The organism is Streptomyces solitudinis (assembly GCF_036323765.1).
In the GTDB taxonomy this organism is placed as follows: domain Bacteria; phylum Actinomycetota; class Actinomycetes; order Streptomycetales; family Streptomycetaceae; genus Streptomyces.
Window position 1 is genome coordinate 84,985 of sequence record NZ_JAZDCW010000011.1, and the last position, 23,394, is coordinate 108,378.

Here is a 23,394-nt window from a genome sequence, read left to right on the forward strand (position 1 = left end):
ACGACACGCTGAACGGCTCCCGGGCGGCGGGGCGGACGTCACCGCCGTCCGCCGCCCGGGAGCGGCACTCCGTCACCCGTGTGGGTGGCCTTGAGCGCGAGCCACAGCTCCATCCGCACATCCGGGTCGTCCAGCGAACGGCCGAGTATCTCCTCCACCCGCCGCATCCGGTAGCGCAGCGTGTGCCGGTGCACGCCCAGGTCGGCCGCCGCCGCGTCCCACTGACCGTGCCGGGAGAGCCAGGCCCGCAGGGAGGCCACCAGATCGCCCCGGCCGCTCGCGTCGTGCTCGCGCAGCGGACGCAGGACGCCGTCGGCGAAGGCCCGCACCGCCTCGTCGGCGAGCAGCGGCAGCACCGAACCGGCCGCCATGTCCTCGTGCTCGACCACCGCGGCCCCGCGCCGCCGGGCTACGGACAGCGCCTGGGCGGCCTGCTTGTACGCGGTCCCGGCCGCCGCGATGCCGGTCGGCGCCGAGATACCGGCGGCCAGCACCCCGTCCCCGGCCGCCGCGGCGTGGTCGGCGGCGGCCCGCACCGCCGCGCCGCCGTCCGCGGCCAGCACCACCAGCCGGACGCCGTCCGGCACGGCGAGCACCGCCTCCCCGCTGCGGGACGCGCCCGCCTCCACCGCCTCGGCCAGCAGCTCCAGCGCCCCCGGCCCGCCCGGCTGCGCGGGCTCCGCGCCCGGCACCTCCTCGGCGAGCACCACGCGCAGCGGCGCGTCCAGCAGCCCCCCGTACAGCGAACCCGCCACCGCGCGGGCGTGCTCGGCCTCCCCCGACATGAGCATCCGCAGCACCGCGCCGCCCAGGCGCTGTTCGGCCTCGTGCAGCGCCCGGGACCGCTCGGTCGTCAGGGTGAGCAGGGCGACGGCGGAGTTGACCGCGTAGCGCTCCGCCGTGCCGGGGGGCCCGCCGGTGCCGACGGCCAGCACGGCGCGGATGCGCCGTCCGGTGCCGACGGACTGGAGCTCCACCCGGTCCTCCCCCTCGGCGCTGACGACGGCGCTGGCCGGCGCGGGCCGGTCACGCAGCCGCTCCACGTCGCCGGTGAGGCGGGCCGCGCGGCGGGCGGCCCAGGCGGGGGCGGCGGCGACCAGCGCGCCGGAGGCGTCGAACAGGGCGGCCCAGCCGCCGACGTGCGCCACGAGCCGGGACAGCAGCGCGGTGGGCCCCTCGGCGGACAGGGCCGCGCGGGTCAGCTCCCGCTGGGCCTCGAACCCCGCCGTCACCGAGCGGTACTGCTCGGCGGCGATGGCGGCGGACACCGCCTTGGTGATGGCGATGAACGGGGTGCGCCGGGGCACCTCCAGCAGCGGGAAGCCGCGCTCCCGGCACGCGTCCACCAGGGCCCGCGGAACCTGCTCGTAGTTGACGCCGGCCGCGAAACCGAGGCCGACCACGCCCGCCCCGGCCAGCCGGCCGACGTAGTGGCGCATCGCCCCGGCGTCCTCGGCGTCCAGCTTCATCGCCGTGACGAGCAGCAGTTCGCCGCCGTCCAGGTACGGCACCGGGTCGGTCAGCTCGCTGACCTGCGCCCAGCGCACCGGCACGTCGAGGCGGTCCGCACCGGCGAGCACGGTGAGCTTCAGGGCCGAGTGCTGGACGAGCGAGGCGAGGGTGGGCTGCATGGCGGCGTCGGCTGCTTCCGGCTGCGGGGGGTGGGCGTCGTCGTGAGCCGTACGGGAGTGCGGAGGGTGTCCGATTCCGCCTCAGCGTACAGGCGGCGGCCCGCCGGGGTCAGCCGCCGGGGCCGCCATCCACGGAGGTCAGCCGCCGAGGCGGGTCAGCAGCGGCGGGCCCGCCTCGCCGCTGACGGAGGTCAGCGACAGCACCGCGTGCCCCGGCGGCACCCGGTGCGCCAGGTCGGAGGCCGACCAGCGCTCCCGCTGCACCCGGCGGACGGTCACCGAGGTGGTGGTGGCCCGCACGCCGGTGAACGCCGTCCGCACCGCCCGCACGCCGCGCCGCAGGGTGCCGCCGGAGAAGTCGGGATTGCGGGTGACGTCCTCCGTCTCCACCCAGTCCTGGCCCCACGCCCTGGCGAAGACCTCGCCGTCCCAGGTCGTCACCCCCGACAGCGCGACCTTGCAGCCCACCGTGCCGATCAGCGCGGCCCGCAGCGCCTCGGGCACGTCGTCCAGGGTGCGCAGGGTCAGCACGGCGCCCGCGCCCGCCGAACGCAGCCGGCGCAGACCGCGCACCGCGTCCGGTGTGATCGTGTGCTCGGCGTCGTCCAGGACCAGGCAGGCGAACAGGGAACGGTCGGTCCGCGCGGCGACGGCGGCGGTGAACTGCGCCAGCACCAGGCGGGCCAGGATGCGCGAGGCTTCCGCGTGCCCCCGCTCGGGCAGGTCCACCCGCACCCGCACCGGGTGTTCCAGCGCCCGCAGCGAGAAGGGGCGCGGCCCGTGGGTGCGGGCCCGTCCGGCGCCCTGGCCGCCCGCGCCGCCCGAGCCGAAGAAGCCGTCGAAGGCGGGGCGCAGGAGCACCGCGATGCGGTCGGCCAGCAGCGCGCCGACGTCGTCGGGGCGGGCCGCGTTCCGGGCTCGCGCGTCCAGTTCCCGCTGCTGCCCGAACTCCCCGGCGGCGTCGAGGGCCTCGCGCAGGGCGGCGACGGCGACCTGGTCCCCGTCGAGCAGGTCACGCAGCTCCCGCAGCGCCGGGAAGCGCCGGTGCGCGGCCTGGTGGGGGCCCAGGAGCTGGGCGAGCGCGGCCATGGCGGCGCGCCGCACCGCGGCGTCGGCGGCCTCCGGGCCGAGCAGCGCCTCGGTCAGCAGGGCGGCGGCCTCGTCGGGGTCGGTGGTGCCGCCGTAGGGGTCGAGGTCGTGGGTGGAGCGCGGGTCCCCGAGCCGGACGACGACGTCGAAGGCGTCGTCGGGGGCGAGGGCCGCGCGCGCGGTGCCGACGGCGACCACGGCGGCCTGCCCGGCGAGGGCCTGGAGGCACAGCGCCTCCACGGCGGGGCGCACGACGCGGCCCGTCTTGCCGGAGCCGGGCGGCCCGACGGCGACCAGCGAGGTGGCCAGCAGGGACGGGTCCAGGGCCAGCGGGCAGCCGCGGTGCCGGTAGGGGTTGCGCCGGTCCTCCAGGGCCGCGCCGATGCGGACCTGGCCGGTGAGCAGGTCGTGGACGGCCGTGCGCACGGACAGGTCGCGGGCCCCGGAGGGGTGCGCGAACGCGGCGGCGCCCTGCTCCTCGGCGGCGCGGGCGAAGGCGGGCAGCGCGTCGGCGCGCGAGCGCACCTGGCGCCAGACGCGTTCCACCCGGACGTAGTCCAGGTCGGTGGCCCGTCCCGCGTGCACGTCGCCGGTGAGCCGGTCCGCCGCCGCGGTGAGCCCGGCGGCCCGCAGTTCGGGCCACTGGTCCAGGCGCGCGTCGGGGGCCCGCTCGGGCACCGGGGCCCACGGCTGGGTGCCGCCCCGCGCCCGCTCCCGCGCGGCGGCCCGGCGGCGCCCCGGCAGGCGCAAGCCGCCGGCCCGCGCGGTGAGGGCGAGCAGGAGGAGCGTGTAGAGGACGTAGTAGGTGTTGTAGGCGACGACGTAGGGCGTGCTCTGCTCCGGCTCCCGCCAGCTGCGCGGCGTCAGCCAGTCCAGCGGGGCGAGCCAGAACGTCCAGCCGCCCTCGGCGAAGCTGAGGACCCACACCAGGGCTCCGGCCAGGAGCGCGAGCAGCGCCCGGCGGCCGGCGCGCAGGGGCGCGAGGACGGCGGCGGCCCGCTCACCGCCCCGCCGCCACGGTCCGGGGGCGTGCCGCTGCCACACCTGCGGCCAGCGGCCCAGCCGTCCGGCCAGCCACACCACCGGTCCGAGCACCAGGGCGTACACCGCGTAGGAGACGAGCGCCGCGAGGAACGCCGAGCCGCCGCCGTACAGCCACGGCTCCGGCAGGACGGCGTACACCCAGCCGACGAAGGGGAGGTACCCGTTCACGATCAGGGACCCGGCGGACAGGGCGCACAGCAGGGCGAGCAGGGCGCCGCCGAGGAGCTGGCGTCCGGGCAGGTCCTGCGGTTCCTCCTCGGCCCGGGGCCGGAACCCGTGCCGCCAGACACCGGGCGGCGCCTCGGGCCGGGGGGTGCGCAGCCAGGCGACCAGCGGGGTGAGCGGCGCGGCCGGCGGCTGGCGCGGGGCGGGCGGCGCGGCGGGCGGCGCGTACGGGGGAAGGGGCGGCGGGACGGGCGGGGGCGCCGGGGTGGCCGACGGTCCGCCGGTGGCCTGCCACTCGTTGCTGCCGCCCGCGTTCATCTGCCGTCCCGCCCCCTGCACTTGGCCCACTCGGGTGTGTCGCGCACCCAATGTAGACCCCGCCGCCCGCACGGCGCGGAATCCCGGGCGCCGCTTCCCCCGCGCCGCGCGCTCCGGCGTCGGCGCCGCAGGTGAGGCGCCCGGCGGCGGGCGGCCGCGGGCACTCCTCGGCCGGTGCGGAGGCGGGACGCGCGGGACCTGTCCGCCGTGGCCAACACACCCGGCGGAATTTTCCTCAGCGGTGCATGTCCCGCCCGTCGGGGTGCCCCTAGCCTGCGAGGAGCGAGCACACCTTCTGCCCGGTTCCTCCGGGTCCCCGTCGCCGTCGTGCCCGCTTCGTCACCCAAGGAGAGCGCCATGACCGCTACCACCCCGGCCGCATCGTCCGGCGGCCCGGCCCTCCCGCAGGAGCGGCGCGTCCGCACCGCGATCCCCGGCCCGAAGTCCCAGGAGCTGGCCGCGCGCAAGCAGGCGGCGGTGGCCGACGGCGTCGGCAACGTGCTCCCGGTGTACGTGCGGCGCGCGGGAGGCGGCGTCGTCGAGGACGTCGACGGGAACTCGCTCATCGACTTCGGCTCGGGCATCGCCGTGACCTCGGTCGGCAACAGCGCCGAGGCCGTGGTGCGGCGCTCGGTCGCCCAGCTCGCCGACTTCACGCACACCTGCTTCATGGTGACCCCCTACGAGGGCTACGTGGCCGTCGCCGAGGAACTGGCGGAGCTCACGCCCGGCGACCACGCCAAGAAGTCCGCGCTGTTCAACTCGGGCGCGGAGGCCGTCGAGAACGCGGTGAAGATCGCGCGGGCGTACACCAGGCGCCAGGCGGTCGTCGTCTTCGACCACGGCTACCACGGACGCACGAACCTCACCATGGCGCTGACCGCGAAGAACATGCCCTACAAGAACGGCTTCGGACCGTTCGCGCCCGAGGTCTACCGCGTTCCGGTCGCCTACGGCTACCGCTGGCCGACCGGCCCGGAGCACTGCGGCGAGGAGGCCGCCGCCCAGGCGCTCGACCAGATCGCCAAGCAGGTCGGCGCGGAGAACGTCGCGGCCGTCGTGATCGAGCCCGTCCTCGGCGAGGGCGGCTTCATCGAACCCGCCAAGGGGTTCCTGCCGCGCATCGCGGAGTTCGCCCGGGAGAACGGCATCGTCTTCGTCGCGGACGAGATCCAGTCCGGATTCTGCCGCACCGGCCAGTGGTTCGCCTGCGAGGACGAGGGCATCGTGCCCGACCTCATCACCACCGCCAAGGGCATCGCGGGCGGTCTGCCGCTGGCCGCCGTCACCGGGCGCGCGGAGATCATGGACGCCGCGCACGCGGGCGGCCTCGGCGGCACCTACGGCGGCAACCCGGTGGCCTGCGCCGCCGCGCTCGGCGCCATCGAGACGATGCGCGAACTGGACCTGAACGCCAGGGCCCGCCGCATCGAGGAGATCATGAAGGAGCGGCTGGGCAAGCTCGCGGAGCGCCACCCGGTGATCGGGGACGTCCGGGGCCGCGGCGCGATGATCGCGATCGAGCTGGTCAGGCCGGGCACCAAGGACCCGGACCCGCAGCTCACCGCCGCGCTCGCCACCGCCTGCCACCAGGCCGGTCTGCTGATCCTGACCTGCGGCACCTACGGCAACGTCGTGCGCTTCCTGCCGCCGCTGGTCATCGGCGAGGACCTGCTGAACGAGGGCCTCGACGTCCTGGAGAACGCGCTGGCCGAGCTGGCGTGACCCACGGCGGCGCTGCGGCTCCCGCCGCCCACGGATCGTCCCCGTGGGTTCCTTCAGCGGCGCGCCCGCGGTGGACAGTCCGCGGTGGCGAGAGCCGTGACGTCCGGGAGCGCTCACGGCGGGACGCCGGGCACAGCACCCCAGCGGTGGTCACCCACCGCTGGGGTTCACCGCCTGTGCCCGTGCGGGACAGCCGGGCAGACCCCGCGCACGGAAGGCACCGGGCCGTTGTTCACCGGTGCTGAGAGAGGCGTTCCTGACGGAATGCGGGCGAAGTGGACGGGCGGGTCAGCGGGCGCGGCCGACGAGGTCGACGGCGATGACGACCGGCTTGTTCTGCCGGATCGTGTACCAGACGCGGTAGCGGCCGGCGTGGATGCGGTACTTGCCGCCGCCGCAGTCCAGTGCGCCTGTGGGGCGGGGGTCGCCCGGCAGCAGGTTGACGCTGTCGAGGACCTGGTCGACACCGGCCGGGTCGTCTTTGCTGTACCGGGTCAGGGCGTTCTTGGCAGCCCGTTCCCACATGACCTGGCTCAAGAGGTCATCCGCCCCTTCAGCGCGTTCCGCAGTTCCTCGGTGGTCGCCGGGGCGGCGGTGCCGCGCTGCCTGTCCAGCGCTCCCTGGAGCAGCCCGAGGGCGTCTTCCAGTACCTCCAGGACGGCCGGGGAGATGACCACCGCGAGGGTCTCCCCGGTGGCGTCGGTCAGCGACAGCGCCTTGGCCTCGTGGACGAAGGCCAGCGCCTTCTCCGCGTCCACGGCCGGCGGGTCCCCGTCCTTCTCGCGCTCGGCGAGGTCGTCCCGGGTCTGGGCCACGTAGCGGACGATCGTTTCGAGCTGCCGGGCGGCGTCCGCGACGGAGAGCGTGTCCACCGGCCCCCGGCGGACGTAGCCGCCGAACTGTGCGGGTTCCATGGGCGAGACCGTGGCACAGCGCGAAGCCGGGCAGCAAGGGCGCCTCGCCGTCCAGCCCCGGGCAGCGTCCCTGCTCGCACCCGGCGCGGGTCTTGAGGTCCGAAGGCCACGTGGCAGGGGGCCACGTCGGGCTGCCGGGCGGCGTCCGCGACGGAGAGCGTGTCCACCGGCCCCCGGCGCTCCACAGTGGTGAAGGAGTTGTGGGAGGCCGATGGCCGTTCGGTCGCCGGTGCCCCGGCGGGCGTGGGCGTGGCGTACGGTGCGGTGCGATGCGGATGTACGACGCAGCCCGCCCGCACGGGCCCGGCCGCGCTTCGGCACGGGCCCTCCGACCGGACCGCCGCCCGCCCCATACCCCCCGGGGCGTGCGGTGACCGGTCGCCACGGCCGTCCGGGAACACTCCCCCCTGTTCCCGGACGGCCGTTCGCGCTGCCCGGACTCCGGCGCGTGCTCGCCCTCCTCCTGGCGGGGCTGTTCGGCGTGGTCACCTGGCAGGTGGCCGCGCACGGCCCGCTGCGTGACGCCGACGAGGCCCTGTCGCGGGCGTGGCGGCAGCCCGACCCGGCCGCGCCGGACGCCACGGCCTCCCCCGCCGAGTTCTTCGCCGACCTCGGCCACTGGTACGTGGCCGTCCCCGTGCTGCTGGCCGCGCTCGTGCTCGCCCGGCCGTACGGCCGTCGGCTCGCCCGGCTCGCGGCGGCGGGCGCCGCCATGGCCGCCGTGCCGCTCCTCGTGGCACCGCTGAAGGCCCTGCTGGACCGCCCCGGGCCGACGGGCGGCACCGGGTACTACCCGTCGGGGCACACCGCCACGGCCGTCGTCGCCTACGGCACGGCCGCGCTGGTGCTGGCGTCCCGGCTGCGCTCCCGGCCCGCCCGGTGCGGCGTCGCGGCGGTGGCCGCGCTGCTGGTCCTGGGCGTCGGCGCGGGCCTGGTGCGACGCGGCTACCACTGGCCGCTGGACGTGGTGGGGAGCTGCTGCCTGGGCGGCCTGCTCCTGCTCGCCCTCCACACCGCCGCCCGGCCCGGCCCTCGCCCCACCCGCCCCCGCGGAGCCGCCGGGGCCCCACCGGGCCGGTGACCGCCTTCCCTCGCGGACACGGCGACCCGGCCGTGCGGCGGGGTGGAGCCGCCCGGCCCGGGGGCGGGGCGGCTCCGGCGGGTCAGGTCACCGGGGTGCGGGGGTCACCAGTTCTTGTACCGGACGTCGCCGAGGCCGCAGAAGGCGCAGCCGGAGCGCAGGAAGTCCGCCGTGCGTCGGGACTCCTCGTCGGCCAGGTGCCACCGCAGCCAGGCGGTGATGATGTGCTGGCCGTTGCGGGTGGCGTAGATGTGGTCGGTGTCGTCGAGGACGGTGAACCACACCGGCACGTCCGTGGTGGTGTAGTCCCGTTCCATGTTCGCGGTGGCGAAGTCCTCGTCACCGCCGATGTAGAGGGCCGGGTTGCGGAGGTTGTCCGGGCCGTTGCCGTCGAAGGAGCCGCCGGCCACGTGGATCGTGGTCTCCAGCCGCCGCTCGTCGGCCACGTCGAACGTTCCGATCGACCCGCGGGAATGGCCGCCGAAGGCGACCTCGGAGATGTCGAGATCCTGGTACAGCGGGCTGCGCGGACTGGCGTTCTGGTCCTCCAGCCAGTCGAGGGCCTCGACCATGTAGTCGCCGCGGCTGGAGGAGACCTCGCTGTAGACGACGAACCCGTGCGAGGCCCACTGGCGCAGCATGTCCTCGTAGTCGGCCGGCGTGGACCCGGCTCCCGGGCCCCAGACGAAGACGGGGTGGTCCACGCCGCCCTGCCCCGCGTCCGCCGGGTACGCCAGCCACCCGTCGCCGCCGGGGCCCGCGGAACGGTCGATGGTCACGGCGTACGGTCCCGGTGCGGTGACGTCGTCCACCGGGGGCAGCGAACCGGACGGCGGGTCGGCCGGGTCCCCGCCGCTGTCGGCGTTGACGAGCACGTCGTCGACGGTCAGCGTCTCCAGGGCGCTGTTGGCGTCCAGGGCGAACCGCAGCCGCACGGCGCGGCCGTCGACGGACGCGGGCAGGCGGAACGACGCCGGGCCGGTGGCGGTGCGCCCCGACTCCAGCGTGGTGAACGAGCCGCCGCCGACCGAGTAGGCCACGGTGAAGCTCTCACCGAGGTCGAGTCCGACGGCCGCCCGGGTGTACGACACCGTGACGCCGCCGTACCCGGCCAGGTCGATGGGCGCGGAGGTCATGGACGGGTCGGAGAACGGTGAGCCGCCCAACCGGGCGCCGTACGTACCGGTCCTGACGGAGCCGGTGGCGGTGAAGGAGCCGAGCCCGTCGGAGAAGTCCTCGCTGTAGACCGGCGTGGCGGCGGAGGCGGGGGTCGTGACGGCGCCGAGTGCGCCCAGGGCCACGAAGCCGGTGACCGCTGCGCCCAGTACCCGCAGACGCCGGCTGAGGTGAGACGACATGCCTGAGATCCCTTCTGGCCGCGCCCGGGGCGTGCGTCGGCACGGCGCTGTGTCGGTTGCGCGAGGGGTGCCTGATCCCGGTCACGGAACGGCGTTCCGCAGCCGGTTGCCGCCGATTGAAGCCGGACTCCCCGAAGCGGGTATCAGGGGAATCACCTGCGGGCGGCGGCCGGGGCCGCCCCGGCGACATCCGCACCCGCGGGGGCACGGACCGGCGTGCCGGAGCCGGGGCGCGCCTGGGGCGCCCCGCGCTACGTGCCGGGCGGCGTCAGGGGGGCGGTGCCGACGACGCGGGCGTCGTAGGGGTAGTCCTCGTAGTAGATGTCCGGGTCGTCCTCGGCGGACTCGGCGCTGATGGCGATGACCAGGATCGCCACGAAGAGCGCGGAGAGCGCGGTGCACACGATGCCCAGCACGAAACCGGTGGTCGCCTGAGCCGACCCGTGGGCCTCGCCGCGGGCGACGCGGCGGCGGGCGGTGATGCCGAGGCCCAGCGCGAGCGGGCCGAGCAGGATGGCGACGAAGGAGCCCCAGATGGTGAGGGTCAGCGAGGTGCCGATGATGCCGATCACCATGGCGGCCGTGCAGATGCCGCTCGTCTTCGGCGGCGGGGCCGGCGGCTGCCACGGCATGCCGGGGTTGTAGCCGTACGGCGGCTGCCCGGCGTGGCCGTACCCGGGCCCGTGGCCGTAGCCGTAACCGGGCTGCGGGCCCGGGTGGCCGTAGGGCGGGCCGGGGAACGGCACCGGGGGTGCCGGGGGCGGGGAGGGGGCCTGCGGCACCGGGGGGACGCCGGACGTGCCGGACGCCGGGCCGGGCGCGGACCCCGGCGGCGGGCCCTGGGGCCGGGGCACGGCCGGGGTCGGCGGACCGGGGAGGGACGACGCGGGCGGCGCTTCGGCGGACGACGGCGGGGCGGACGACGGGACTGCGGCGGGCTTGTCCAGCCGCACCGCCTCCTGGGGAGGCGCCCAGGCGGACGGGGGCGCGCCGTCCCCCGGCCCCTGCTCGGCTGCGTCCTGTGCCATGAACCCCTCCCGGTCGGATACCCCCGCCATCGTATGCGGCGTCCCGCATACGATGGCGGGCGCCCGACGGGCCGCTGCCACCGGAGGTTCACCCGTGCCCGACCTGCCCGACCTGCCCGAGTCCACCCACTTCACGGACGCCGCCGACCTGACCGGCTTCGTCGCGGGGCTGCCCAAGGTGGAGCTGCACGTGCACCACGTCGGCTCCGCCTCGCCCCGCATCGTCGCCGAACTGGCGGCGCGGCACCCCGACTCCGCCGTCCCCGCCGACGTGGCGGCGCTGGCCGAGTTCTTCACCTTCCGCGACTTCGCGCACTTCCTGGAGATCTACCTCTCCGTCGTGGACCTCGTCCGCGACGCCGAGGACGTTCGGCTGCTGACCTACGAGATCGCGCGGGAGATGGCCGGGCAGAACATCCGCTACGCGGAGCTGACCGTCACCCCGTTCAGCTCGACGCGGCGCGGCATTCCCGACATCGCGTTCATGGAGGCCATCGAGGACGCCCGGAAGGCGGCGGCCGCCGAGCTGGGCGTGTCGCTGCGCTGGTGCTTCGACATCCCCGGTGAGGCGGGGCTCGAAGCGGCCGAGGAGACCACCCGGATGGCCTGCGGTCTGCGGCCGGAGGGGCTGGTGTCCTTCGGCCTCGGCGGCCCGGAGATCGGGGTGCCCAAGCCCCAGTTCAAGCCCTACTTCGACCGCGCCGTCGCCGAGGGGCTGCACAGCGTGCCGCACGCGGGCGAGACGACAGGCCCCGGCTCGGTCTGGGACGCGCTGACGTACCTGCGCGCCGAGCGGATCGGGCACGGCACGAGCGCGCCGCAGGACCCCCGGCTGCTGGAGTACCTGGCCGAGCGGCGCATCGCGCTGGAGGTCTGCCCGACGTCGAACGTCGCCACGCGTGCGGTGCCCGACCTGGCCGCGCACCCGGTGCGCGAGATGGTACGGGCCGGGGTGCCCGTCACCATCGGGAGTGACGACCCGCCGATGTTCGGCACCGACCTGAACACCGAGTACGCGATCGCGGCCCGCCTGCTGGACCTGGACGCGGCCGGGATAGCGGCACTGGCGCGGAACGGGGTGGAGGCGTCGTTCCTGGAGGCCCCCGCCAAGGCGGCGCTGAACGGCGAGATCGACGCCTACCTCGCCGCCCACCTGTCCGCCCGCTGAGCCGGGCGGAGCGTCGGGGCGGCGGGGCGGCCGGCCCCGCACCCGGCCCTCCCGGCGCCCCGCCGCCCCGCCGCCCGCGTGGTGGCCCTACAGGGCCGTCATCACGTGCTTGACGCGGGTGTAGTCGTCGAAGCCGTAGGCGGACAGGTCCTTGCCGTAACCGGACTTCTTGAACCCGCCGTGCGGCATCTCCGCGACGAGCGGGATGTGCGTGTTGATCCACACGCAGCCGAAGTCCAGCGTCTTCGACAGCCGCATGGCGCGCGCGTGGTCGGTCGTCCACACGGACGAGGCGAGGGCGTACTCGACGCCGTTGGCCCACTCGACGGCCTGCTCGTCGTCGGCGAACCGCTGCACCGTGATGACCGGCCCGAACACCTCGTTCTGGATGATCTCGTCGTCCTGCCTCAGCCCGGACACGACGGTCGGAGCGAAGAAGTAGCCCCGGTCGCCGACGCGCTCGCCGCCGGTCTCCACCTTGGCGTGCGCGGGCAGCCGGTCGATGAAGCCCTGCACCTTCTCCAGGTGGACGGGGTTGTTGAGCGGCCCGTAGAAGCAGTCCTCGTCGGACAGGTCGCCCGTCTTGATCTCGGCGGCCGCCTTGGCGAGGGCGGCGACGAACTCGTCGTGCACGGACGCGTGGACGAGCACCCGGGTGGCGGCGGTGCAGTCCTGTCCCGCGTTGAAGAAACCGGCGTCCCGGATGCCCTCGACGGCCGCGGGGACGTCCGCGTCGCCGAAGACGACGACCGGTGCCTTGCCGCCCAGCTCCAGGTGGACGCGCTTGACGTCCCGGGCCGCGCTCGTCGCCACCTCGACGCCCGCCCGCACCGAACCGGTGATCGAGGCCATGGCCGGGGTCGGGTGCTCGACCATGAGGCGTCCGGTGTCCCGGTCGCCGCAGACGACGTTGAACACGCCTTTGGGCAGGATCTGGCCCAGCACCTCGGCGAGGAACACGGCGGAGGCGGGGGTGGTGTCGGCGGGCTTGAGCACGACCGTGTTGCCCGCGGCGATGGCCGGGGCGAACTTCCACACGGCCATCATCATCGGGTAGTTCCACGGCGCGACCTGGGCGCAGACGCCGACCGGCTCCCGCCGGACGAAGGACGTCATCCCCTCCATGTACTCGCCCGCGGACCGGCCCTCCAGCATCCGGGCGGCGCCCGCGAAGAACCGGATCTGGTCGAGCATCATCGGCAGCTCCTCCTGCCGGGTCAGCTCCAGCGGCTTGCCGGTGTCCTTGCACTCGACGGCGAGCAGCTCGTCCGCACGGGACTCCAGGGCGTCGGCGATCCGCAGCAGGGCGAGCTGCCGGGTGCCGGGGGTCGCGTCCCGCCAGCCCGGGAAGGCGGCAGCGGCGGCGGCCATGGCCGCGTCGACGTCGGCCGCGGACGACAGCGCCCCCTGGGCGTACGCCTCGCCCGTCGCCGGATCGAGCACCTCGGTGGTCCGCCCGTCCGCGGCGTCCCGGAACTCACCGTCGATGTAGTTGCGCAGCCGGCGCGGTTCGGTGGTCACGTCAGCACCCTCCTGCTTCCTCGTGTGCGATGGGTGAGACATCCACCCTAACCGCCGCGCTCACGCAATCAACAGGGCCGCCACTCGGTACCCGTGGATTCAGTTGCCAATAGCCCAGTCAGCGATGGATTCCATCGTTCCGTGCTTGCGTGACGGAGCACCCCTCCTGCACAGTGAGGCCGTGGCTGAGAATGACGGGGTGCGTGCGGGGAAGAGGACGAACGGCGGCGCGGTGGCCGACGCCGTCTCCCTGGCGATCATCGAGCAGCTCCAGGAGGACGGCCGCCGCCCGTACGCCGCCATCGGCAAGGCCGTGGGCCTGTCCGAGGCCGCCGTGCGGCAGCGCGTCCAGAAGCTGCTCGACCAGGGCGCCATACGGATCGCCGCCGTCACCGACCCCCGTGGCGTCGGCCTGCTGCGGCAGGCCACGGTCGGGATCACCGTCGAGGGTGACCCCGTACCGGTCGCCGAGGCGCTGGCCGAGCTGGCGGAGGTCGGCAGCGTCGTGGTCACGGCGGGCCCGTTCGACCTCCTGGCGGAGATCGCCGTCACGGACGACGAGCACCTGCTCCGCCTGCTCACCCAGCGCGTCAGGACGCTGCCCGGCGTCCGCTCCACCGAGAGCTTCGTCCACCTCGGGCGGCGCGAGCGGGCGGGTGTCTGGCGGCCCCCGCCACCGTGAGGGCCAGCGGCTGCCGTCCTCTGCGGCCCGGACGGCGACGGCGACGGCTCAGCGTTCCCCGTCGCCGGGCGGCAGCCGGACGACGTCCTCCTCGGCGAACGTCACCGTCACGGAGGCGCCCGTGGCGGGCGCCTCGCGCAGCGGGCAGGCGGCCTCCAGGCGCGGGCCCCGTTCCACGTCGAGCAGCACCACGACGTGGTCACCGCGGAAGGTGCGGGCCGCGACCGTGCCGCGCAGCCCCTCCACCTCCCCGGCGCCCGCGAGGCGCACCCCCGTGGGGCGGACGAGCAGCGCGCACGGCCCCTGCGGCGTGCCCGGCGGCACCGGCACCGCGCCCCACGGTGTCCGCGCCCGGCTCCCCCGCACGGTGCCGGACACCACGTTGGCGAAGCCGAGGAAGCGCGCCACGAACGGGGAGGCGGGCCGCTCCCACACGTCCACGGGCGTGCCGCTCTGCGCCACGCGGCCGTCGGACATGACCACCACCCGGTCGGCCAGCGCGAACGCCTCGCCCTGGTCGTGGGTGACGGCCAGCACCGTCGTGCCGAGCCGGTCGAAGAGCTGGCGCAGCTCCACCACCAGCCGCTCCCGCAGGCCCCGGTCGAGCTGGCCCAGCGGCTCGTCCAGCATGAGCAGCCGCGGCTGCGGCGCCAGCGCGCGGGCGAGCGCCACCCGCTGCTGCTCCCCGCCGGAGAGCGAGGCCACCGCCCGCCGTCCGGCTCCGGGCAGCCCGACCAGTTCCAGCAGCTCGGACACCCGCGCCGCCGCCCGCCGCCGGTCCACGCCCCGCACCCGCAGCCCGAACGCCACGTTGCCCGCCACGTCCCGCTGCGGGAAGAGCTGGTGGTCCTGGAACATCAGGCCCAGGCCGCGCCGGTGCGGCGGCACCCCGGACAGGTCCTCGCCCGCCAGCAGCACCCGCCCCGACTCCGCGCTCTGGAGCCCGGCCACGGCACGCAGCAGGGTCGACTTGCCGCTGCCGCTGGGACCCAGCACGCACACCGTCTCGTGCGGCCGCACCGCGAGGCCGACGGCGTCGAGCACGGTACGCTCGCCGAAGCGGACGGTGAGGGACTCCACGTCCAGGGACGCCATCTAGAACTCTCCGAAGCGGTCGGTGCGCACGCGCTCCAGCGCCAGCAGGCTGGCCGCGCACACGAGCATGAGGATGGTGCTCAGCGCCATGGCCTGCCCGTAGTTCAGCTCACCGGCCCGGCCGAGGAACCGTTCGACGGCCACCGGCAGGGTCGGCGCGTCGGCACGGGCGAGGAAGACGGTCGCGCCGAACTCGCCGAGCGACACGGCGAAGGCGAACCCGGCGGCGACGGCCAGCGCGCGGCGCACCAGCGGCAGGTCCACCTCGCGCCAGGCCCGCAGCGGGGAGGCGCCGAGCACGGCGGCGGCCTCCCGCAGCCGGTCGTCGACGGCGCGCAGCACGGGCAGCATCGTGCGCACCACGAACGGCACGCCCACGAGCGCCTGCGCCAGCGGCACCAGCAGCCAGGCGGAGCGCAGGTCGAGCGGCGGCTCGTCCAGCGCGATGAGGAACCCGAAGCCGACGGTGACCGCCGAGGTGCCCAGCGGCAGCATCAGCAGCGCGTCGAAACCGCGCACCAGCCGCCCGGCCCGCCGGGTCAGCGCCGCGGCGGCCAGGGCGCCGACCACGACGGCGATGGCGGTGGCGACGGCGGCGTAGGCGAGCGAGTTGCCGACGGCGTGCAGCGCGGGCACCGCGAAGGTGCTGGAGCTGTCGGGGACCTGCGCCAGAGCGCGGTAGAACGTCAGCGCGTAGCCGTCGGACGTGGCGAAGGACCGCTCGACCAGCACGGCCAGTGGCGCCACGAGCAGCACCGCGATGACGGCGAGCTGCGAGCCGAGCAGCGCCCACTGCCCCGCGCCGCGCGGCCTGCGCGCCGTGCGCGCGGCGTCCACCAGGCGCAGCGCGCTCTCCCGCCGACGCACCGTGCGCGCGTGCACGGCCAGCAGCGCGAGGACGGCGGCGAACTGGAGGCAGGTGAGCACGGCGGCGGTCGGCAGGTTCAGGAACTGCGCCGTCTGGCGGTAGATCTCCACCTCCAGCGTGGTGTAGCGGGCGCCGCCGAGGATCTGCACGACGCCGAAGGAGGTGAAGGTGAACAGGAAGACCATCAGGGCGGCGGCGGCCACGGCGGGCGTCAGCGCGGGCAGCGTGACCCGGCGCCAGGCGGTGAACCGGGAGGCGCCGAGCATCCTGGCGGCCTCCTCCTGCCCGGGGTCGAGCTGCGACCACAGGCCGCCGACGGTGCGCACGACGACGGCGTAGTTGAAGAAGACGTGCGCCAGCAGGATCGCCCACACGCTGGTGTCCAGCCGGATCCCCCACGCGTTCTCCAGCACCCCGCCCCGGCCGAGCAGCGCGAGGAACGCCGACCCGGCGACGACGGTCGGCAGCACGAACGGCACCGTCACCACGGCCCGCAGGAGCTGCTTGCCGGGGAAGTCGAGCCGCGCGAAGACGTAGGCACCGGGCAGGGCGAGCGCCAGGGTCAGCGCGGTGGACGCCGCGGCCTGCCCGACGGTGAACGCCAGGACCTGCCCCGTCACCGGGTCGCCCAGCACCTCGGCGGCGCCGCCGAGGTCCCAGCGGCCGTCCTCGCGCAGGCCGCGGGCGACGATGGCGGCCACGGGGTAGCCGAAGAACACCGCGAAGAAGGCCAGGGGCACGGCCATCAGCGCGAGCCGCACGGCCAGCGCGCGGCGCCGCGCGGAGGCGTCCCGCGCCCGCGTGGGGACCGCCGGGCGGGCCGCTCCCGCCGGGCGGGCTACCTCATCAGCGCGGACCACTGCTCGATCCACTGCTCCCGGTTCTCGTCGATGCGCTCGGACGCGACGCGGTGCGGCTCCTCGACCGTGGCCCCGTACCGGGTGAAGACCTCCGGCAGCTCCGCGTCGCCGCGCACCGGGCGCACGAACATCTGGAGCGGGACGTCCTCCTGGAAGGCGGGGCTGATCAGGAAGTCCAGCAGCGCCTCGCCGCCCTCGGTGTTGTCCGCGCCCCGCAGCAGCCCGGCGAACTCGGTCTGCTGGAAGCAGGTGCCGGTGGCGACGCCCGTCGGTGCCTGCTCCGGGCGCGCGTCACCGCCGTAGTACACCTCGGCCGGCGGGCTGGAGGCGTAGGAGACGACCAGCGGGCGGTCGCCGTCCCGGCCGGCCGACGAGCCGGAGAAGCGGTCGTTGTACGCCTGCTCCCAGCCGTCGACCTGCTCGGCGCCGTTGGCCTTGAGGTCCTTCCAGTACTCCTGCCAGCCGTCCTCCCCGTAGGCGCCGACGGTGGCGAGCAGGAAGGCCAGCCCCGGCGAGGACGTCGCCGGGTTCTGCACGACGAGGAGGTCCCGGTAGACCGGATCGGTGAGGTCGTCCAGCGTCTGCGGCGGCTCGGTGCCGCGCTCCTCGAACCAGGCCCGGTCGTAGTTGACGCAGACGTCGCCGGTGTCCACCGGCGTCACCCGGTGGCGGTCGTCCAGCCGGACCGCCTCGTCCACCTCCGCGAGGCCCTCGGCCTCGTAGGGGGTGAAGACGTCGGCGTCGAGGGCCTTGGAGAGCATGGTGTTGTCCACGCCGAACAGGACGTCGCCCTCGGGGTTGCCGGCGCTGAGGACGGCCTTGTTGACCGTGACGCCGGCGTCACCGCCGCGCACGACCTCCACCGTGTAGCCCGTCTCCTCGGTGAACCGCGCCAGCACCTCCTCGGAGACGGCGAACGAGTTGTGGGTGACGAGGGTGACCGTCTCGGACGTGCCGTCCCCGCCGCCGGACCCGCAGCCCGCGAGCAGGGCGGTGCCCAGCGCGGCGGCGAGGACGCCCCGGAACGTGGTCGTGGTGCGCATCATCGTGCTGCCTCCGGATACGGGCGCAGGCGTGCGGCACGAGAGTGCTTCCGAACTTCCTACCCAGCATGACCTGGGCGAGGTTCGAGGGTCTGCGGACGAACCGCACTCTCAGCGCTGCGCGCTCCCCTGTCGGATGGTGGCTATTCGTATGTTCGGACGATACCAGTGCCGGGCGGGGCGCCCACGGCGCCCCGGCCCGGACGCCGTCAGCGCTCCCCGGCGGCGAGCTGCCCGCAGGCCCCGTCGATCTCCTGGCCCCGGGTGTCCCGCACGGTCACCGGCACCCCGTGCGCCTCCAGCGCGAGGACGAACGCCCGCTCGTCCTCCGGCCGGGACGCCGTCCACTTGGAACCGGGCGTCGGGTTGAGCGGGATGAGGTTGACGTGCACCCGCTTGCCCTTGAGGAGACGGCCCAGCAGGTCACCGCGCCACGCCTGGTCGTTGATGTCCCGGATGAGGGCGTACTCGATCGAGATCCTGCGGCCGGAGACCGCCGCGTACTCCCACGCGGCGTCCAGCACCTCGCGCACCTTCCAGCGGGTGTTGACCGGCACGAGGGTGTCCCGCAGCTCGTCGTCCGGCGCGTGCAGCGAGACCGCGAGACGGCACTTGAACCCCTCGGCGGAGAACCGGCGCATGGCGGGCACCAGGCCGACCGTCGAGACCGTGATGCCCCGCTGCGACAGCCCGAGCCCGTCCGGCGCCGGATCGGTGAGCCGCCGGATCGCGCCGACGACCCGGTTGTAGTTGGCGAGCGGCTCCCCCATGCCCATGAAGACGATGTTGGACAGCCGGGCCGGGCCACCGGTCACGTCCCCATCCCGCAGCGCCCGCATGCCGTCCACGATCTGGTGCACGATCTCGGCCGTCGACAGGTTGCGGTCCAGGCCCGCCTGCCCCGTCGCGCAGAACGGGCAGTTCATGCCGCAACCGGCCTGCGAGGAGACGCACATGGTGACGCGGTCCGGGTAGCGCATCAGCACCGACTCGACCAGCGTCCCGTCGTGCAGCCGCCACAGCGTCTTGCGGGTGGCGCCGTCGTCGCAGGTGACGTGCCGCACCACGCTCATCAGCTCCGGCAGCAGCTCCGCCGCCAGCCGCTCCCGGGCGGCGGCGGGGATGTCCGTCCACTGCGCCGGTTCGTGCGCGTACCGCCCGAAGTAGTGCTGGGACAGCTGCTTGGCCCGGAACGGCTTCTCCCCGATCCCGGCCACCGCCTCCCGGCGCTCGGCGGGATCGAGGTCGGCAAGGTGCCGCGGCGGCTTCTTGGCCCCCCGCGGCGCGACAAACGTCAGTTCTCCAGGCGCAGGCATGATGCCCCCAGTGTCGCAGATCGCCCAGCCCCACCCGGGCCACCCGCATGGGACCTCGGTCACCCCACCCCGGCAGCCCCCGACCCGTGCCGATGACGGGTTCGCAGGGCAGCACCCTCTTATCCCCGTCCGTCTAGTCCCTGTAGATGTTGTCGACTAGGGAACCTGGACTGCCAACTCCACGCCCACAAAACGGAGTTGTTATGGACGCTGGTCGGATGGTGGAACTGCCCCGGATTCTCGCCCGTCGATCGGGCGATGGCTGGGTGCTGCACATGGACGGAGCGGAGCCCAGCTACGTACGGCGTCTGGATGGCGCGGTCGAGCGCGGACGCGTCCTCATGGAGGCAGGCGGAGTGCCTGGAGCCGAGCACGGGGCCGCGCTCAGAATCGACCTCGGCGACGAGCTCAACCGACGCGTCAAGGCATCGACGCAGGCCACCGCCGACGCACACAAGGCCCAAGTGACGGCCGCGGCGGAGCTGCGGCGCACAGCGGCAGCGCTCGACGAGCACGGCCTGACCGGCAGGGACATCGCGCACGTCCTGGGAGTCTCACCCCAGCGCGTCTCACAGTTGCTCAACGACCGGCATGCCCGAGGTTGAGAGCGGACCGATTGTTGTTGCCGCAGGGGCGACGGTCCTGGGTCGTGAGGAACCGGCGGACGGGCGGGTGACGCGTCTCGCAGGACCCACCGCCGCGCCGGGCGGGCCGTCGCGTTGCCGGTGCTGGCGGCGGTACGGGCGGGGTCAGCCCGTGCCGACGCAGAGGACCAGGAGGAGCCAGACGACCGGGGCCGTGGGCAGGAGCGAGTCGAGGCGGTCCATGATGCCGCCGTGGCCCGGCAGCAGGCGGCCCATGTCCTTGATGCCCAGGTCGCGCTTGATCATGGACTCGCCCAGGTCGCCCAGGGTGGCGCTCACGGCCACCGCCAGGCCCAGCAGCAGCCCCTGCCACCAGGTGCCGCCGTCGATGAGCAGTTCCATGCACAGGGCACCGGCGACCACGGCGAAGCCCACCGCGCCGAGCAGGCCCTCACGGGTCTTCCCCGGGCTGATGCGCGGCGCGAGCTTGCGGCGGCCGAAGCGCCAGCCGACGGCGTAGGCGCCCGTGTCGGACACGACGGTCAGCAGGAGGAACGTCAGCACGCGCTGCGGGCCGTCGTCCGCGGCGAGCATGAGGGCCACGAAGGTGGCGAGGAAGGGCACGTAGAACGCGGCGAAGACGCCCGCCGTGACGTCCTTCAGGTAGTCGTGCGGCGGCTGCGCCATCCGCCACACCAGGACCGCGAGGCAGGTCAGCGCCATGGCCACCCAGGCGGCTCGCGCACCTCCCGCGTATCCGGCGACCACCATCGCCGCGCCGCCCACCGCGAGCGGGACGAGCGGGGCGCGGATGCCCTTGCGTTCGGCCAGCCGGGACGTCAGCTCCCACAGGCCCACCACGACGGCGAGCACGATGACCGCGACGAAGACGTCCTTCAGCAGGAACAGCGCGGCCAGGATGACGGCCCCGAGGCCGAGGCCGACCCCTATCGCCGCGCGCAGGTCACGGCCGGCCCGCTTCGCGCCGGGCAGCGGCGAAGCGGGCTCGGGGACGGAAGGGCCGCCGGGCGGCGGACCGTCCGGCAGACCGCCGGACGGGGTGCCGCCGGGCCGGTGGCCCGGGCGGTCGCCGCTCTCCTCCTGGTCGCCGCCGCCGGCGTCGGGCACGATGGGCATGAGCCGAGTCTGCGCCGTATCGCGGACACCATGCGCGGGACCCGCCGACGGACCCGGCCCGGGGCCGGGGTGGAAGCCCGGTCCGGCGGACGGGGTCGTGCCCCAGGGTGAGTCGTTCACTGAATTGCAGCCCTTATCTGGAAGACCCCGTCAGACCTCGAGCAGCTCGGCTTCCTTGTGCTTGAGCAGCTCGTCCACCTGCCCGACGTACCGGGACGTGGTGTCGTCGAGTTCCTTCTCGGCGCGACGGCCCTCGTCCTCGCCGACCTCGCCGTCCTTGACGGCCTTGTCGATGGCCTCCTTGGCCTTGCGGCGGACGCTGCGGATGGAGATCTTGGCGTCCTCGGCCTTGCCCTTGGCGACCTTGATGTACTCCTTACGGCGCTCCTGGGTCAGCTCGGGGAACACCACCCGGATGATGCTGCCGTCGTTCGACGGGTTGACGCCGAGGTCGGAGTCGCGGATGGCCTGCTCGATGTTGCGCAGGGCGCTCTTGTCGAACGGCGTCACCACGGCCATGCGGGCCTCGGGCACCGAGAACGACGCGAGCTGGTTGATCGGCGTCGGCGCCCCGTAGTAGTCGGCCACGATCTTGTTGAACATCGCCGGGTGCGCACGGCCGGTGCGGATCGCGGCGAAGTCCTCCTTGGCGACGACGACCGCCTTCTCCATCTTCTCCTCGGCTTCGAGGAGGGTCTCTTCGATCACCACGTGACTCCTGGTTCGATGAATGAGCGGATTCGGGCGGTGGCCCCGGGTACGGCCGTACACGGGTGTGCCCTGGTGCCTGCACGGTGTCTGACCGGCAGGCCCGTGTCCACCGGTGCGCGGTCAGCCGCGGCTGCTCTGGCTGCCGACCAGTGTGCCGATCTTCTCACCCTGGACGGCACGCGCGATATTGCCCTCGGCGAGGAGTTCGAAGACGAGGATCGGCAGTTTGTTGTCCCGGCACAGGGTGATGGCGGTCATGTCCGCGACCTTCAGGTCCCGGGTGATGACCTCGTCGTAGGTGAGCGCGTCGAACCGTACCGCGTCGGGGTTCTTCGCCGGGTCGGAGTCGTAGATCCCGTCCACGCCGTTCTTGCCCATGAGCATCGCCTCGGCGTGGATCTCCAGCGCGCGCTGGGCCGCCGTGGTGTCGGTGGAGAAGTAGGGCATGCCCATGCCGGCGCCGAAGATCACGACACGGCCCTTCTCCAGGTGCCGGATCGCGCGCAGGGGAATGTAGGGCTCGGCGACCTGCCCCATGGTGATGGCCGTCTGCACGCGGGAGTCGATGCCCTCCTTCTCCAGGAAGTCCTGGAGGGCGAGGCAGTTCATGACGGTGCCGAGCATGCCCATGTAGTCGGAGCGCGCCCGGTCCATGCCGCGCTGCTGCAGTTCGGCACCGCGGAAGAAGTTGCCGCCACCGATGACGACGGCGATCTGCGCGCCGTCGCGGACGACCGCCGCGATCTCGCGGGCGATCTTGTGGACGATGTCGGGGTCGACGCCGAGGCCACCGCCGCCCGAGAAGGCTTCACCGGAGAGCTTCAGCAGAAAGCGGCGGGGGATGTCGGTATCGGTTGCAGTCCTGCTCATGAAGGTCTCCTCGTGCACATACGAGGAAGGCCATTGCCCGCGGAACGGATGGTTCCCTGCGGCAATGGCCTCCTCGTCTGCGGCTGGTCTCAGCTGCCGTGTGCCCGACCCTATCGGGGCCGGACCCCAGCGGCCGCCCGTGTCACGCCGTCCCGTGGCGTCGGGACGTACGAATGGCTCAGGCGCCGACGCGGATGCGGGCGAAGCGCTTCAGCGTGACGCCGGCCTCGTCCAGGACCTTCTGGACGGACTTCTTGTTGTCCTTGGCGAAGGGCTGGTCCAGGAGGCAGTTCTCCTTGAAGAAGCCGTTCACGCGGCCCTCGACGATCTTGGGGAGGGCGGCCTCCGGCTTGCCCTCCTCCTTGGCCGTGGCCTCGGCGACGCGGCGCTCGTTCTCCACCGTCTCGGCCGGGACGTCCTCGCGGGAGACGTACTTGGGCGCGAAGGCGGCGATGTGCTGCGCGACGTCCTTGGCGACCTCGGCGTTCTCCTGGTCGAGCTGCACCAGGACACCGACCTGCGGCGGCAGGTCGGGGTTCGTGCGGTGCAGGTAGGTGGCGACGAAGCCGCCCGAGAACTGCGCGAAGCGGTCGAGCACGATCTTCTCGCCCAGCTCGGCGTTCTTCTCGTCCACGAACGCCTGGACGGTCTTGCCGCCCTCGATCTCGGAGGCGAGGAGGGTGGCGGCGTCGGCCGGGGAGGTGGCGGCGATGTGCTCGGCGATGGCGGCGACGGCGGCCTGGAACTTGTCGCCCTTGGCCACGAAGTCCGTCTCGCACTTCAGCTCGACCAGCACGCCGGAGGACTTGTCACCGGCGATGAGGGCCGCGACCGCGCCGTTCTCGGCGGTACGGGACTCGCGCTTGGCGACACCCTTCTGGCCCTTGACGCGCAGGATCTCGACGGCCTTGTCGACGTTGCCGTCGGCCTCGTCGAGCGCCTTCTTGCAGTCCATCATGCCGGCGCCGGTGAGCTCCCGGAGCTTCTTGACGTCAGCGGCGGTGTAGTTCGCCATGGGGTGAATCTCTTCCCGGAAAGTCGATGAGGTGGTGTCCGATGTGCCCGGTGACCCGCGCCCCACGCCGTCCGACCGGGCGGAAAGGGTGCGGAACGCACGGCGGGGCGGCGCTGGCGCGCTGCTCCCGCCGTGCGTTCGGTGCGCTCGGGCGGTGCGCTGTCGAACCGG

General features: G+C 74.3%; 20 protein-coding genes. 5 read left to right on the top strand and 15 right to left on the bottom strand.

The window, feature by feature from the left end; translation table 11 throughout:
* Positions 1-38: 38 nt before the first annotated feature.
* Together V1J52_RS23490 and V1J52_RS23495 are read right to left on the bottom strand one after the other, a co-directional pair.
* Positions 39-1,631, bottom strand: coding sequence for a PucR family transcriptional regulator (locus V1J52_RS23490; RefSeq protein ID WP_330141961.1), 1,593 nt, complete (start codon positions 1,629-1,631; stop codon positions 39-41).
* A gap of 138 nt (positions 1,632-1,769) precedes the next feature.
* Positions 1,770-4,247, bottom strand: a complete 2,478-nt coding sequence (locus V1J52_RS23495; RefSeq protein WP_330141962.1) for an ATP-binding protein — start codon at positions 4,245-4,247, stop codon at positions 1,770-1,772.
* Between the two features lie 357 nt (positions 4,248-4,604).
* On the opposite strand from V1J52_RS23495, the gene gabT reads away from it, so the two are divergent.
* Positions 4,605-5,972, top strand: coding sequence for a 4-aminobutyrate--2-oxoglutarate transaminase (gabT, locus tag V1J52_RS23500; protein WP_330141963.1), 1,368 nt, complete (start codon positions 4,605-4,607; stop codon positions 5,970-5,972).
* 288 nt (positions 5,973-6,260) lie between these two features.
* Here gabT and V1J52_RS23505 read toward each other — a convergent pair whose 3' ends face one another.
* Together V1J52_RS23505 and V1J52_RS23510 are read right to left on the bottom strand one after the other, a co-directional pair.
* Complete coding sequence (locus V1J52_RS23505) at positions 6,261-6,509, bottom strand: type II toxin-antitoxin system RelE family toxin (protein ID WP_330141964.1); 249 nt, start codon at positions 6,507-6,509, stop codon at positions 6,261-6,263.
* Positions 6,506-6,886, bottom strand: a complete 381-nt coding sequence (locus V1J52_RS23510; RefSeq protein WP_330141965.1) for a hypothetical protein — start codon at positions 6,884-6,886, stop codon at positions 6,506-6,508. The genes V1J52_RS23505 and V1J52_RS23510 overlap by 4 nt, the downstream gene beginning before the upstream one ends.
* Before the next feature lie 448 nt (positions 6,887-7,334).
* Here V1J52_RS23510 and V1J52_RS23515 point away from each other — a divergent pair, with 448 nt between their 5' ends.
* Complete coding sequence (locus V1J52_RS23515) at positions 7,335-7,967, top strand: phosphatase PAP2 family protein (protein WP_330141966.1); 633 nt, start codon at positions 7,335-7,337, stop codon at positions 7,965-7,967.
* Between the two features lie 104 nt (positions 7,968-8,071).
* Here V1J52_RS23515 and V1J52_RS23520 read toward each other — a convergent pair whose 3' ends face one another.
* Both V1J52_RS23520 and V1J52_RS23525 read right to left on the bottom strand, forming a co-directional pair.
* Entirely contained in the window at positions 8,072-9,325 is a 1,254-nt protein-coding gene (locus V1J52_RS23520) for a poly(ethylene terephthalate) hydrolase family protein (protein WP_330141967.1), read from the bottom strand.
* A 251-nt stretch (positions 9,326-9,576) separates the two neighbouring features.
* Entirely contained in the window at positions 9,577-10,353 is a 777-nt protein-coding gene (locus V1J52_RS23525) for a DUF4190 domain-containing protein (protein WP_330141968.1), read from the bottom strand.
* Between the two features lie 52 nt (positions 10,354-10,405).
* Here V1J52_RS23525 and V1J52_RS23530 point away from each other — a divergent pair, with 52 nt between their 5' ends.
* The gene (locus V1J52_RS23530; protein ID WP_443075905.1) at positions 10,406-11,521 is read left to right on the top strand and encodes an adenosine deaminase; all 1,116 of its coding nucleotides are present in this window, start codon (positions 10,406-10,408) and stop codon (positions 11,519-11,521) included.
* Between the two features lie 87 nt (positions 11,522-11,608).
* Here the strand turns inward: V1J52_RS23530 and V1J52_RS23535 are convergent, their stop codons facing one another.
* Positions 11,609-13,042 carry a gamma-aminobutyraldehyde dehydrogenase gene (locus V1J52_RS23535; protein ID WP_330141970.1) on the bottom strand — a complete coding sequence of 478 codons (1,434 nt, stop codon included), beginning with the start codon at positions 13,040-13,042 and terminating at the stop codon, positions 11,609-11,611.
* 166 nt (positions 13,043-13,208) lie between these two features.
* On the opposite strand from V1J52_RS23535, the gene V1J52_RS23540 reads away from it, so the two are divergent.
* Entirely contained in the window at positions 13,209-13,724 is a 516-nt protein-coding gene (locus tag V1J52_RS23540) for an Lrp/AsnC family transcriptional regulator (protein ID WP_443075908.1), read from the top strand.
* Positions 13,725-13,772: 48 nt separating this feature from the next.
* On the opposite strand, the gene V1J52_RS23545 is transcribed toward V1J52_RS23540, so the two are convergent.
* The 4 genes from V1J52_RS23545 to rlmN form a co-directional block, all read right to left on the bottom strand.
* Positions 13,773-14,819 carry an ABC transporter ATP-binding protein gene (locus tag V1J52_RS23545; protein ID WP_330141972.1) on the bottom strand — a complete coding sequence of 349 codons (1,047 nt, stop codon included), beginning with the start codon at positions 14,817-14,819 and terminating at the stop codon, positions 13,773-13,775.
* Entirely contained in the window at positions 14,820-16,448 is a 1,629-nt protein-coding gene (locus tag V1J52_RS23550) for an ABC transporter permease (RefSeq protein ID WP_443075909.1), read from the bottom strand. It lies immediately after the preceding gene.
* Positions 16,449-16,525: 77 nt separating this feature from the next.
* Positions 16,526-17,590: a thiamine ABC transporter substrate-binding protein gene (locus V1J52_RS23555; protein WP_330142040.1), complete on the bottom strand. Its 1,065-nt coding sequence runs from the start codon at positions 17,588-17,590 to the stop codon at positions 16,526-16,528.
* 209 nt (positions 17,591-17,799) lie between these two features.
* A complete protein-coding gene (gene rlmN, locus V1J52_RS23560) occupies positions 17,800-18,906 on the bottom strand; it encodes a dual-specificity RNA methyltransferase RlmN (RefSeq protein ID WP_330141973.1) in 1,107 nt (368 codons plus the stop codon).
* A gap of 218 nt (positions 18,907-19,124) precedes the next feature.
* Here rlmN and V1J52_RS23565 point away from each other — a divergent pair, with 218 nt between their 5' ends.
* Entirely contained in the window at positions 19,125-19,511 is a 387-nt protein-coding gene (locus V1J52_RS23565; RefSeq protein ID WP_330141974.1) for a hypothetical protein, read from the top strand.
* 144 nt (positions 19,512-19,655) lie between these two features.
* Here V1J52_RS23565 and V1J52_RS23570 read toward each other — a convergent pair whose 3' ends face one another.
* From V1J52_RS23570 to tsf, 4 genes are all read right to left on the bottom strand, one after another.
* Positions 19,656-20,747, bottom strand: a complete 1,092-nt coding sequence (locus V1J52_RS23570) for a phosphatidate cytidylyltransferase (protein WP_443075907.1) — start codon at positions 20,745-20,747, stop codon at positions 19,656-19,658.
* A gap of 30 nt (positions 20,748-20,777) precedes the next feature.
* Positions 20,778-21,335, bottom strand: a complete 558-nt coding sequence (gene frr, locus V1J52_RS23575) for a ribosome recycling factor (protein WP_330141975.1) — start codon at positions 21,333-21,335, stop codon at positions 20,778-20,780.
* 123 nt (positions 21,336-21,458) lie between these two features.
* Positions 21,459-22,208, bottom strand: a complete 750-nt coding sequence (gene pyrH, locus V1J52_RS23580; RefSeq protein WP_330141976.1) for a UMP kinase — start codon at positions 22,206-22,208, stop codon at positions 21,459-21,461.
* A gap of 178 nt (positions 22,209-22,386) precedes the next feature.
* Positions 22,387-23,223 (bottom strand): translation elongation factor Ts, encoded by an 837-nt coding sequence (tsf, locus tag V1J52_RS23585; RefSeq protein ID WP_330141977.1) that lies wholly within the window; start codon positions 23,221-23,223, stop codon positions 22,387-22,389.
* Positions 23,224-23,394 lie beyond the last annotated feature (171 nt).